Consider the following 12971-nt stretch of genomic DNA (forward strand, 5'->3'; position numbering starts at 1 on the left):
ATTTGGTGCAGAGTGAAATTCGAACAAACATTATCATTGTAGGCGGTGGGGCTGGCGGGATGGAGCTGGCTGCTTCGCTTGGCTATAAATATAGAAATTCCAACAAATCAATTACTCTTGTGGATTGTTCCCCTACTCATATTTGGAAACCTCTTTTGCATGAGGTGGCAGCAGGCAGTTTATTTACCAATGAAAATGAAATTGATTATCTAGCATATGCGGCTTCCCACCATTTCCATTTTGTATTGGGAGCCTTCGAAGGTTTGGATCGAAACAAAAAAGAAATTTATCTGGCTCCTTTTTACAGTCATAACCAGGAAATACTTCCTAAACGAACTCTCTCTTATGATGTTTTAATCATCGCCGTTGGAAGTGTCGCTAATGATTTCAGTATACCCGGTGTTCGTGAGCATTGTTTGTTTTTGGATAATCTGCATCAGGCTGTTTATTTTCATCGCGAATTACTTAATCATTTCATGCGTCTTTCCCAGCAAAAACAACAGAAGCAATTTGATTTGGTTGTCGTTGGTGGGGGTGCTACAGGAATTGAATTGGTTGCCGAATTGAATCATTCCATCCATGAAATCATCAATTATGGGATTGGCATTCAGCCAGAAATTGTTTCCTTTACTTTAGTTGAAGCAGCCAACAGATTGTTGACTGCGCTTCCAGAGGAGCTCTCTGAAAAGGTATTGGCAGAATTGAACCGTATGGGGGTCAAGGTCAGTATGAATGAGCAAGTTAATGAAGTAACAAATAAAGGATTGAACACAAAATCAGGGCAATTTATTCGCGCAGATCTTGTTGTTTGGACTGCAGGTATTAAGGCGCCGGATTTTTTATCACATCTAGACGGATTGGAGGTAAATCCAAGCAACCAACTGTTAGTGAAACAAACATTGCAAACTACATTGGATGATTCAATTTTTGTTTTAGGCGATTGCGCGAGTTGTCCGCAAAAGAATACAGATAGACCAGTGCCCCCGAGGGCGCAAGCAGCTCATCAACAGGCTAAATTTTTATATAAGAATTTAGATTTGTATTTAGAAGGGAAATCCCTCCCTTTTTATTCGTATCGCGATCATGGTTCATTAGTGACCTTAAGTCATCATGTAGTGGGTAGCCTCATGGGTAAAATGACCCAAAAATTTATGATAGAAGGTAAATTGGCCCGCCTCTTCTACTTGTCTTTGTACAAACAACACCAAGTGTCTTTATATGGATGGTGGCGGGTTTTTTTACTTACTCTCTCCAATGTGCTGAGCCGCAAAGTAAAACCGAGACTTAAATTACATTAAATTTTGATTTAGAAGTAAAAAATTAAATTGCAGGTTTCATCGCTTCTTTTTCTTCAATGATAAAAAATGCTATAAAATAAATCGACAAATACAATTACCGGAAGCCTCAATGTGGGATCTGAATACAAAAGCCTATTCAAAACGTTTATCCAAGATTAAACCTTACCTCAAGAACAAAAAATTTATAGATTCAAAGGACATCCTCAACGTACTTTCTCATATGATTCAGTCCGGCGATCGCGTATGTATTGAAGGAGACAATCAGAAACAAGCGAATTTTTTAGCTGCAGCTATAACTCAATTCAACCCGGAGCAAGTGAATCGTTTACATATGATTCAGTCTGCTATTGCTTTACCTGAGCATTTGGATGTGTTTGAAAAAAAGATTGCAAACCGTATTGATTTTGCTTATTCAGGACCTCAATCCATTCGTCTTGCGAATATGGTAAAAAATAAAAAAATTGAGATTGGAAATATCCATACGTATAACGAACTTTTTGCACGGTTGCTAACCGATCTGACGCCTCATGTCTGTTTACTTATGGCAGATAAAGCAGACAAGCAAGGAAATTTATTTACTGGAGCCAATACAGAAGATACGCCGGCTATTATAGAAGCCACTCATTTTAAAAATGGTGTGGTGGTGGTGCAAGTCAACGAGATAGTGGAGAATTTACCGCGTGTTGATATTCCTGCAGATTGGGTTGATGTTATAGTTCAAGGACCTGAACCATCTTATATTGAGCCTCTGTTCACCCGTGATCCGGCACAAATTGATGAAATGAAAATACTTATGGCCATGATGGTCATTAAAGGAATTTATGCGCCTTATCACGTTAATATTCTTAATCATGGTGTAGGCTTTAATACTTGTGCCATTGAATTACTGTTGCCTACCTACGCCAAATCTTTAGGTTTAAAAGGTAAAATATGCCAGCATTGGGTTGTTAATCCTTTACCCACTTTAATACCAGCGATAGAGTCGGGCTTTGTGAAATCAATTTATTCATTCGGGGGAGAAGTAGGAATGAGTCGATACGCAGCTGCTCGTCCCGATGTCTTTTTTACTGGTCATGATGGGAACTTGCGTTCCAATCGTATGTTCGGTCAACTTGCCGGGCATTATGCGTGTGATGCTTTTGTTGGCGCCACTTTGCAGATGGATTTGGAAGGAAACAGCTCCACAGCTATTGAGGGACGAATTGCAGGATTCGGGGGGGCACCCAATATGGGCTGTGATGCACCAGGACGCCGTCATTCTTCTTATGCTTGGTTGAAAGCAGGCCAAGAACGTTGTGAAGCCTTAAATTTAAAAATGCCGCGCGGAAGAAAACTGGTGGTGCAAATGGTAGAAACCTTCCAGAGTTCGTCACAACCTACGTTTGTAGAAAAACTGGATGCTTGGGCTTTGCAACAATCCATGAATGCCGATTTGCCAGCAGTCATGATTTACGGTGACGATGTGAGTCATATCGTCACTGAAGAAGGTATTGCCAATCTCCTTATGTGCCGCAATCTTGAGGAGCGTGAGCAAGCCATTCGAGGCATTGCAGGTTATACTGAAGTGGGAATCATGAGGGATAAGAAAAAAGTAGAGGATTTACGCCATCGTGGCGTAATTCAGCGACCGGAAGATTTAAAAATCAAAACATCGGATGCAACCAGAGAATTATTGGCAGCCAAATCCATTCGTGATCTGGTTGATTACTCCAAAGGCTTATATGAACCACCGGTCAAATTTAGAAATTGGTAGGACAAAAAAATGGAACAAATGGAATTTCGTTTTAAACTTCCTGGAAAGCGGTTACACGGCAAAAAAACTGTTTGCGGCGTGGTAGGCTCCGGTAATTTGGAAGTCATTATTGACGAAAATATTACAGAAGAAACTCTATTTACCATTCAAACTGCAGTGGATCATTATAAGACGGTGTGGAAAATGGTGATAGAAGATTTTGTCAAGCAATATCAACCAGTCGGTTTGCTTTTCACCTTAAATGATAATGGGGCGACGCCTGCGGTTGTGTTATTGCGTTTAGGTCAGGCTCTAGATGAATTTCAAGGAAATCATAAGCCAGGATCAAATTATGAAGAACTTGATGCTCGCGAACGAATTCAAGCAATTTTTGATGAGAATTCATTTCAAGAGTGGCTTGCTGACGAAAATCACTACAGTCCTTACTTGGCTGCGTTAAACCTACCTGCCCAAGCAGATGATGGCATTGTCATAGGTTCAGCTTCCTTACAAAAAAACAAAGTATTGGTTGCTTCCCAGCAAAAAGATTTTATGGGTGGTGGAGTTGGAGAAATTCATGGTGCGAAACTTACTGGTCTTTTTAAAGCGGCAATTGCATCTCAAGTTAAGGCAGTTGTTCTTTTGATTGATAGTGGCGGTGTTCGTTTACACGAAGCGAATGCTGGAGAAATAGCCATTTCCGAAACAATTCGCGCTTTATTTGAGGCACGGCAGCATGGAATAACCACCATAGGCATCATTTGTGGTAAAAACGGCGCTTTTGGTGGAATGGGGATCATTTCAGCATGTTTGGACTATCTCATCATTAATGAAGGGGGGCGGATCGGAGTATCTGGACCCGAAGTGATTCAGGCAGTCGCAGGAACAAATGCCTTTAACGCTCAAGACAGGGCGTTAGTGTGGCGGGTTTATGGAGGTAAAACCCGCTATTTACAAGGTATAGCTCCGTGTTACGTCGGTAAGGATGTTGCTGAAATTCGCGCGCAGCTGATTATTTCCTTGGATAAAAAAGTTCCAATCAATCTGAACTCAATAAAGCAAAAACACACTTTATTGAAAAAACGTTTACAGGATACCCAAGGCTTTCAGGAAGAAGGCGCTTACCTGAATCATGTAGAACCCAAATATGCGCCAACCATATTCGATATGAAAGATCAGGAATTTATTAAAGCAGCCAAGACGATAAAAAAGAAATTGGAATAAATGGTAGTTTACTTTGATTCAGCAAGGAAGACATGAAAGAAAACAGCTGATAAATGCTTGATATGATTTCAGAAGGAATAACAAAATGGTTTCACTAAAGGAGCTTCTCCAGCACATTTTTTCTCAGGAAATTAAGTTGACAGAAAACCACGCCATTGTGTATGGCAAGGGAACATTAAATAATCTGCCCATACATATTCTTGGAGTCAAGGAGCCTATATTTTTTGGCGTAGAGCAAGCCTTGATAATGGCCCAGCATGTTATTGAAATACTTGAAAGTGGATCTAAAGATCCTGTTTTACTTCTGGTTGATGTTGCTGGGCAAGAACTCACCATGCATGACGAATGGTTGGGAATGCAACAATATTACGGTCATTTACTGGAATGTCTAGAGTGTTTGCGCCAACAAGGAAATATTTTGGTTTCACTGGTTTCCAATCAGGCATTAGGAGGGGCTTTTATCGCTTATGGGTTAATGGCGGATACAATTTTAGCATTACCTGAGGCATCTTTAGCCGTGATGTGGTTAGAAGGTATTGCTAAGGTCACCAAAATTGAGTTAAGTACACTTCAGGAACTCAGTAAGACTTTACCTGTTTTTGCACCCGGAGTGCATAATTTTTACGCTCTTGGCGGATTGCATGACATTGTTGCTCCTTCAGAGCTTGCTCAAAAAATATATTGGGCCATTCAGAATAAAAACACCCAAGATAATAGGGCGCGTTTAGGTAGTGAGCGTGGGGGTAGGAAGTTTGCTTATTCCATTATCAATAAAGTAGCTCATCACTGATGAATGCGCAAAGACATCATTTAATTTATCTTAAACCTAATGCAACATTTCGTTTCGCTTCTTATCAGGGAAATAGAATATTGATCGAAGAACAGATTAAAAGTTGGTTGACTCTCGAAAGGCCTTTAATTTATACCAAACAATTAGTTGCTCAAGCATCAATTCATCTAGGGTTAACCTTGTTGCATCATAATAAAAAGCATCGAATTGGTTTACAGGTTGAGTTGCAATGTGTAAAAAAAACTCAACCACTCCCGCAGCTTATCAAGCTGCATGAATTTTTTTTATTAAAATATGGGATAGAAGGCCTCGAATCAATTCTTAGATTATCTCCAATTCAAAATATTGGTGTTTATGGCTCATTTTTATTCCACTATTTATCCAATCTCCCTTTTGTGACTGCTCAATCGGACCTGGATATTCTCATCCAATACGAACAATTTTCCCTGGATGACTTGCATCAACTTATGGCCCTGTTAGCTCATAAATTTTGCCGTAACATGGATGGAGAGGTTCGATTTCCTCTATTTGGAGATATATCCATTAAAGAACTAATTGATGTTTCTGCAAAGAAATTAATATGTAAAAGCAGGGATAATGTTTTTTTATTGTCACGGTTTGAACTTTATGAATGCTATCCTTTATTGTGAAAGAACAATCGCCAGAATGGCAGTTAGAGCGCTTTATTTAGAGGTGCGCGCGCATCCAAAACCTGGATTAGTCAGCTTTAAAGATGCAGGTGCGCATTCAGATATGAATGGCGAGACATTGTTTCGTAGCTTATTTACCTTACGCCATTATTTTTATCATATTACACGAGCAGGATTAACAAAAGGTTCATTCGAGGAGTTAAAGCAACTTGCGATTGAAGCAGAAAAAAGGATGCTTGAAAAGACTCAAGGTATCAATACACATCGCGGTGCTATTTTCGCTTTGGGCATTTTCTGTGTTTCTGTTAGGAGATTGGCTCACCAAAAAAAACAATTTACACCAGAGGAGCTTCAACATCAAATATTAAAAGATTGGCCTAGACATCTGGAGAATCATCATGAAAATCCAGGAAGTCATGGGAGTTTAGTGCGAAAAAGATACCAGGTGATTGATGCCAGACATATGGCAATGAGGGGATATGATATCATTTTTCGAATACTTCCATCTTTTATATCCCTTTTTCTTAAAACGAAATCTCTGAATGCAGTGTGTTTGTTTGCGTACTCTAAACTGTTACTTCATCTGGACGATACCAATATTCTTTATAGAAAAGGAAAAAAAGCTCTGGATTTTGCCAAATGCCAAGTAAAAGAATTATTGTCAATTCAGTGTTTACAAGCTCGTCAGGAAAGGGGTGGTGAATTACATCAACTTTTTTCTAATGCGGGAATTAGCCCGGGAGGAGTGGCTGATTTAATTAGTGTTTTATTGTTTTTAAGCCAACTGTTCTGCGAAGAGTTACGAAATTATTCTCTTTCCAAAGATAATTTTATCGAGCAATAAAAAATATTCTTATCGCAAAAAATTTTAAAAAATACAACTATACTATAGTCAAGGCATGTTGTTTTTTGGAATGGGAGAAAGTAAATGGAAGCGCATAATTATCTATCTCAAGCAGAAATTATACCCATACTTTCTCGTGCGACTATTTTTACAGGAATTGGTCATATCGAGCAGAAGATGCTTGCAGATAAATGTATTATTACCAGCAACAGACCCGAAGAAATCGTCATAGAACAAGGAGAAATAGGGGATAAGCTTTATATTATTATTCGTGGTACTGTGCAAGTTTCTATTAAGACCCAATCCATGGGCTGGAAACGAATCAATACCTTAGGTCCAGGAGATGTATTCGGGGAAATAGCAATTCTTCGTAACATACGTAGAACGGCGCGTATTAGTACAATTACAGCATGTCAATTTCTTACAATTAGTGCTGCAGACTTTTTGGCAGTTTATCAATATTTCCCTGCGCGTGCGCGTGACAATATTCAATTGGTTGTTGCAAAACGGTTGCAACAAAGCGGTGCTCATATTCGTTTGTAAATTAACCCGAGTTCTAGTTCATTTTTTAACTCAATGAAACGATGTCTTAGGGCTTTGACGCAGTGAAGCACTTAAGAGGTAGTTTCTGAACAGGTGCTGACAAACACCTAAGCGGGTTGCGATTAAAAAATGGAAAATAATTTTTTTCATATTACTTTAGGATTTATAGAAGGATTTGGCTTAATTATTTCCCCATGTATTCTGCCAATTCTTCCTATTTTTTTAGCGGGTTCACTGACCGGTTCCAAAAGAAGACCGATAGGAATTATTGTCGGTTTTATTTTATTTTTTTCATTATTCGTATTTTTTTCCCATCAGTTAGTCCAGTACTTAAATCTAGATTTTAACGTGGTGCGAGTTTTCGGCTATGTGATTTTGCTCCTGTTAGGTGCCATTATGATATCCAATTACTTAACGGAACAATTTGGCAGAATCACGCAAGGATTTGCTCGAATCGGTACTTTTTTTACTTCAGCCAGTAAGCCGGAAGGAGGCTTTTGGAATGGACTTTTTTTTGGAGGAGTCATTGCCATTATTTGGACTCCATGCGCTGGACCAATTCTAGCAGCGATTATTGTACAAACTGCATTACAGAAAACAACACTGGTAAGTTTTTTTACGTTGATGGCTTTTGCTTTAGGTGCTGCCATCCCCATGTTTATTATTTCTTTATACGGAAAAAAAATAGTTACAACATTTTCCTTTTTTAAGGCACATACCACGATGCTTCGAAAGTTTTTAGGTGGCATCATCATCGCTAGCGTGGTGTATATGGTTTACTTTGAAGGGAATGTAGTCTCTTCTTCCGTAATGCCTCAAACTGGAATAAAAACATCCAATTCGCTGATTAACGGTTTATGGTTTACTTACCCTGCACCTCCGATACAAGGAATAGAAACATGGATAAATTCTCCGCCTTTACGATTAGATGATTTGCAAGGAAAAGTCGTTTTAATTGATTTTTGGACCTATTCGTGTATCAATTGTTTACGCACCTTGCCTTACCTCAAAGATTGGTACACGCGATACCATGATAAAGGGTTGGTCATTATTGGTATTCATACTCCTGAGTTCAATTTTGAAAAAAGTGTGGATAATGTTAAGGCGGCAGTACAAAGATATGGAATTCTTTATCCTGTAGCACTGGATAATCAATTTACAACATGGAGAAACTATGAAAACCATTACTGGCCTGCTCATTATTTAATAAATAAAAAAGGCGAAATCGTTTATAAGTGTTTTGGGGAGGGTGAATATGATGTCATGGAGAACAACATTCGCTTTTTATTAGGGATAAAAGATTTAAGTACCCTAAAGGCTTTAAAGGATGTTTCATTCAATCTGACTCAGACACCTGAAACTTATTTGGGTTATGCAAAATCAAATTCAGATTACGGTCCTAAGTTAATTCAAGATAAATCCGCTTCCTATCATTTTCCTAATCAATTACCTACAAACAGTTGGGGTTTGGAGGGGCTATGGCAAGCGGGTAGGGAATTTGTCCTTGCTAAAGAAGCCAATGCGTCTGTCAAGATTCAATTTAATGCGCGCAAAGTATTTGCAGTTATGGGTAATAGTACCAACAAGCCGATTCAAATAAAGGTTAGGCTTATCGATGACTCTGGCCGAATGATTTCCGAAAATAAACTGACCGTGAACAAATTTGCACTGTATGAACTAATCTCAGAAAAGAAATTTACCCATGGTTATGTGCAGATAATTACCAGTGAGCCGGGTGTGATGTTGTATACTTTTACTTTCGGAAGCTAATGTGAATTTTAGTCAAAGGGACATAAAGGACATTTTGTAATATCTATTTTTTGATAATAGAAAGAATTTTTTTTACTTCAGCGACAACCTTCCCCTCTTCATCCGTTATAGGAACCATAAATTCTGACTCTATTTTTTTTGCTTCATTCACTTCAAGCCGTATTTTTTCTACATGCTCCGGAGTTAATTTAAATTGTGCGTAGAGCGTTCCTTTGGCAGGTATTTTGTAGCGAATAGATGCTGACTTGTCCCAAACAATATACCCCTTGCCCAATAAATTCATTAACATCAACATATAAAAAGGATCAGTCATCGAGTACATTGAACCGCCAAAATGCGTTCCTACATAATTTTTATTCCAAAATCGCATTTTCATCTGTACAAGAATATATGTACCATCAAGATGATATTTTTTGACGCTAATGCCTGCGCCCCAAAAAGGTGGCCAAAAACGTATCATTTTTAATAACAATGAGAATTTCATGTGGGGTATCCCTTAAAAGGAGGGGCAATGGAGCAATGTCTATTTTTCATTGAATGTCTGTTTCAGTCAACACATATTATATACTTCACTTTTTTTTTAATCTAAAAAATAAGGTTTGTCTATGAGCCCTGGTATTATGAAACAAATTATTCTTCTTTCTGTGATGCTCCCCCTGACGGGAATGGCCCAAAATAAAGATTCTTATCTTCCTCCCTTATTTACCGAAAGCCATAGACTTTCAAAAATAGAAGCACTATTTCCCTTAATTGACGCAATGTATCAGGAATATTCCAGGAAAAACCATGTGCCAGGTTATAGCTACGGGATTATATTAGATGGAAATCTGGTGCATACAGGAAATGGCGGCTATATCAATTTAGAAAAAAAGATTCCCGTTGATTCCCAATCTATGTTCCGCATTGCATCGATGACTAAAAGTTTCACAGCTATGGCCATTTTAAAACTTAGGGATGAGGGTAAATTAAAGTTAGATGATCCCGCTTTTTTTTATATTCCCGAACTGAAAAATCAAAAGTTAACTCAAGATGCGCCAGAAATAACGATTCGTGATTTATTAACCCATGCAGCAGGGTTTCCTGAAGATAATCCCTGGGGAGATAGAAATTTAAATAAAACCGATGATGAGTTAACCTCTTTAGTACAGAAAGGAATTTCTTTATCTAATGCTCCCGGTACATCATTTGAATACAGTAACCTTGGATTTGCTCTTTTAGGTTTAATTATCAAGAAAGCATCGGGAATGACCTATCAAGAATACATTGCCTCTAATTTTTGGCAACCCTTAGGTATGAAACAGGCAGCCTGGGAGTTTACCCAGGTTCCTGCGAATCAACTGGCTCATGGCTATCAATGGCGGAGTGGACAATGGCAAGAGGAGCCGCTATTGCATGACGGCAGTTATGCTTCTATGGGCGGGATGATTACTTCTCTGGAATCCTTTAGTGCTTACGTTGCTTTACATCAATCTGCATGGCCTCCCCGTGATGATGCTGAAAAAGGCCCTATAAAAAGAAGTTCCATCAGGGAAATGCACCAACCTTGGCGGTTGTATGCCCTGGATACAAAATCAAATGTTCATGGTAAAGAATGCCCCACAATAAATGCTTATGGTTATGGTTTACGATGGTCCAGAGATTGCAATGATAAAATTGCCATTGGACATAGTGGCGGGTTACCTGGGTTTGGAAGTAACTGGTTCATATTGCCTGAATATGGTATCGGTGTGGTCTTGTTGACCAACGTGACCTATGCTGCGGCAGATAAAATAAATAACAAGGCAGTCAATGAGCTCATTAAAAATGCCCATCTAGAACCGAGGAAACTGCCTCCTTCAAAAATTTTGAGGGAACGACAGATGGCATTAATGAAATTACTTCCTGAGTGGAGCAATGCCTCTGCAAGCGGATTATTCGCTCCTAACTTTTTCCTAGACTCACCAATGGACTCATTGAAAAAGAATACCCATGAGCTTTTTGCCAAGGCAGGTAAAATTCTCCATGTAGGGGAGGTTATTCCAGAAAATCAATTGCGTGGATCATTTATGGTCAAAGGTGTAAAAACAAATCTCAAAATTAGTTTTACATTATCACCAGAAAATCCCGCATTGATCCAAAAATTTGAAATAGAAGAAAAAGTCTAAACTACTGCAGATCTTTCTGGAAATATTTGCCTTGAACAAGATCTGCTGGATGCCGCGAGCAAGTCGCGGCACGTAGATAGGGGGCACTATTGTGTAATGTCTACCATGAGCGGATAACGCATTTCAAAACCTCTCTTCGCCTACGTGCCGTAACTTGCTCGCGGCATCCAGGTAAGGGAATTAACTTCCAAATATTTCGCATTGCAATTATTTCATTAATGAACGGCTAATGAAATGTAATATTTTACTGGAACAAGAAAATTTAAAATATCCTCATGAGTGCCCACCCTTCACCTACGTGCCGCGACTTGTTCGCGGCCTCTATTTATTGATATCCTGCTACACGAGTGAACCATTTTGAGGGTTGGGTGTTGGATGATAACAATTGATTTTTTGCACAATAATATTGAGGCAGTTCCCGAACTGGCTTTAATGTGGCAAGAGGGACTGGGAAAAATTTGGTTACCTGGCATACCTCTTGAGGAGGTACAACAACGATTTAGAGGGCATGCAAATCAAGATAAATTGCCGATTACCTTTGTAGCATATGATCATGGGAAACCCGTAGGCATGTGCAGCCTCCGCGACAACGATGGAATTCGTCACCATTTAACACCTTGGTTGGGTTCTTTAACTGTTAAACCTGGATATCAAAGTCGAGGACTGGGAAGAGATCTCATAGAAAAAACCAAAGACCAAGCAAAAAAAATGGGATATGAAAGGCTCTATCTTTTTGCTTTTGATAAAACGATCCCGAATTACTATCAATCCTTGGGTTGGCAAATTATGGATTCCGACCATTTTAAAGGACACCTTGTAACAGTCATGCAAATTCTACTTTAAATCAGATGGTTCACGCCTTTTATTCAAGCTTTGAGGAATACCAGTGAAAGTTATATTATTTTGTAAATATTCTGTTTCTTGCTCTCCTTTCTTTGCATTTTTAAAAGTTATTGACTAGCCTTTATTTGGGTTTAAGAAATTTTAATGTCCAAAAAACGTTAGGAGAATAAAAAATGAATAGAAATATTTTTCAAGGAAAATGGACTGAAATTAAAGGTCAAATGAAACAGGCTTGGGGAAAGCTCACTGATGATGATTTGACTCAAATTGAAGGCAATCAAGAAGAAATTTACGGCAAATTAAGAAAGCATTATGGCTATTCACAAGATGAAGCTAAGAAAGCTGTAGAAGATTTCCAGAAAAAAATTCATCATTAAAATTCAGACCTGGTTATAGGGAGCTATCCACCATGGAAGACAGAGGGATTGTAAAATCTGGTGAGCTGATTAAAGCTCAGGTTAGAAATCCAGCTCATGAAAATTTAGGTGAGATTGCTGAAGTTGTTATCGACAAGCAAACTGGAAAAGTCAATTATTTAGTATTGGACTTTGGAGGTTTTCTAGGGTTTGGTAATAAATATTTTGCAGTGCCCTGGAATTTGTTTTTGTACGATAATGAAGAGGACTGTTTTATTCTTAATGTAGAGAAACAGCGTTTAAAAGATGCGCCGGGGTTTGACAAAGAGCATTGGCCTAATTTCTCTGCACCAGAGTTTAAAACATCCATAACTGGGTTCTACACAGGGAGGTAACATCATGAAGTTATTCATTGGAACATTGTTTAGTGCATTGGTAATGTTTTCTTTCAATACATTTGCTGATGACACTACAAATAATTCGAGCTCTAACACTACTACAAGCTCGAGTTCAAATGCAAATGGTAATAAAAAGACTTCAATGAATGGAAATTGGGTCTGTACTACTAATGCAAGCTCAAGTGACAATAAGAAAGATCAAGATGCCGATAATAAAATGTCACAAGCTGCAGGCTCTGCTTCCAAATCATTTGCTTTTGCATCAAAACATTGCCGCGATTGCACAAAAATTACTTGTGAAGTGAAAGAATAATCTGCTTGCCTGTCTACTTGCCTGTATTCCCTTTTTAGGAATGCAGGCTCATTTTTAATTTTTTTT

14 protein-coding genes are annotated in these 12971 nt (G+C 38.6%); 13 read left to right on the forward strand and 1 reads right to left on the reverse strand.

Translation table 11 applies throughout. From position 1 onward, the window contains the following. The first annotated feature begins 5 nt into the window (after nt 1-5). From BU07_RS0106480 to BU07_RS0106515, 8 genes are all read left to right on the forward strand, one after another. Nucleotides 6-1298: an NAD(P)/FAD-dependent oxidoreductase gene (locus BU07_RS0106480; protein ID WP_084157810.1), complete on the forward strand. Its 1293-nt coding sequence runs from the start codon at nt 6-8 to the stop codon at nt 1296-1298. 109 nt (nt 1299-1407) lie between these two features. Continuing rightward, the gene (gene mdcA, locus BU07_RS0106485; RefSeq protein ID WP_031564419.1) at nt 1408-3051 is read left to right on the forward strand and encodes a malonate decarboxylase subunit alpha; all 1644 of its coding nucleotides are present in this window, start codon (nt 1408-1410) and stop codon (nt 3049-3051) included. Nucleotides 3052-3060: 9 nt separating this feature from the next. Then, nucleotides 3061-4254, forward strand: coding sequence for a biotin-independent malonate decarboxylase subunit beta (locus tag BU07_RS0106490; protein ID WP_031564421.1), 1194 nt, complete (start codon nt 3061-3063; stop codon nt 4252-4254). An 85-nt stretch (nt 4255-4339) separates the two neighbouring features. Next, the gene (locus tag BU07_RS0106495) at nt 4340-5044 is read left to right on the forward strand and encodes a biotin-independent malonate decarboxylase subunit gamma (protein ID WP_031564424.1); all 705 of its coding nucleotides are present in this window, start codon (nt 4340-4342) and stop codon (nt 5042-5044) included. Beyond that, nucleotides 5044-5694, forward strand: coding sequence for a malonate decarboxylase holo-[acyl-carrier-protein] synthase (mdcG, locus tag BU07_RS0106500; RefSeq protein ID WP_031564426.1), 651 nt, complete (start codon nt 5044-5046; stop codon nt 5692-5694). Before BU07_RS0106495 ends, mdcG begins: the two co-directional genes overlap by 1 nt. Nucleotides 5695-5710: 16 nt before the next feature. Next, nucleotides 5711-6538, forward strand: a complete 828-nt coding sequence (locus BU07_RS0106505) for a triphosphoribosyl-dephospho-CoA synthase (protein ID WP_242601842.1) — start codon at nt 5711-5713, stop codon at nt 6536-6538. 84 nt (nt 6539-6622) lie between these two features. Next, on the forward strand, nt 6623-7081 hold the full coding sequence (locus BU07_RS0106510; protein WP_031564430.1) for a cyclic nucleotide-binding domain-containing protein: 459 nt from the start codon (nt 6623-6625) through the stop codon (nt 7079-7081). A gap of 129 nt (nt 7082-7210) precedes the next feature. Beyond that, nucleotides 7211-8851, forward strand: a complete 1641-nt coding sequence (locus BU07_RS0106515; protein WP_031564432.1) for a cytochrome c biogenesis protein DipZ — start codon at nt 7211-7213, stop codon at nt 8849-8851. A 43-nt stretch (nt 8852-8894) separates the two neighbouring features. Here the strand turns inward: BU07_RS0106515 and BU07_RS0106520 are convergent, their stop codons facing one another. Next, nucleotides 8895-9335 carry a DUF4442 domain-containing protein gene (locus BU07_RS0106520; protein ID WP_031564433.1) on the reverse strand — a complete coding sequence of 147 codons (441 nt, stop codon included), beginning with the start codon at nt 9333-9335 and terminating at the stop codon, nt 8895-8897. 121 nt (nt 9336-9456) lie between these two features. Here BU07_RS0106520 and BU07_RS0106525 point away from each other — a divergent pair, with 121 nt between their 5' ends. The 5 genes from BU07_RS0106525 (at nt 9457) to BU07_RS0106545 (ending at nt 12905) form a co-directional block, all read left to right on the forward strand. Further along, nucleotides 9457-10995: a serine hydrolase domain-containing protein gene (locus tag BU07_RS0106525; RefSeq protein WP_031564435.1), complete on the forward strand. Its 1539-nt coding sequence runs from the start codon at nt 9457-9459 to the stop codon at nt 10993-10995. A 375-nt stretch (nt 10996-11370) separates the two neighbouring features. Then, on the forward strand, nt 11371-11838 hold the full coding sequence (locus BU07_RS0106530) for a GNAT family N-acetyltransferase (RefSeq protein WP_031564437.1): 468 nt from the start codon (nt 11371-11373) through the stop codon (nt 11836-11838). A gap of 173 nt (nt 11839-12011) precedes the next feature. Next, the gene (locus BU07_RS0106535; protein ID WP_031564438.1) at nt 12012-12215 is read left to right on the forward strand and encodes a CsbD family protein; all 204 of its coding nucleotides are present in this window, start codon (nt 12012-12014) and stop codon (nt 12213-12215) included. Nucleotides 12216-12247: 32 nt separating this feature from the next. After that, entirely contained in the window at nt 12248-12589 is a 342-nt protein-coding gene (locus BU07_RS0106540) for a PRC-barrel domain-containing protein (protein WP_031564440.1), read from the forward strand. A 4-nt stretch (nt 12590-12593) separates the two neighbouring features. After that, complete coding sequence (locus BU07_RS0106545) at nt 12594-12905, forward strand: hypothetical protein (protein ID WP_031564442.1); 312 nt, start codon at nt 12594-12596, stop codon at nt 12903-12905. Nucleotides 12906-12971 lie beyond the last annotated feature (66 nt).

Origin of the sequence: Legionella wadsworthii DSM 21896 = ATCC 33877, from assembly GCF_000701265.1 — a bacterium.
Taxonomy (GTDB): Bacteria; Pseudomonadota; Gammaproteobacteria; order Legionellales; family Legionellaceae; genus Legionella; species Legionella wadsworthii.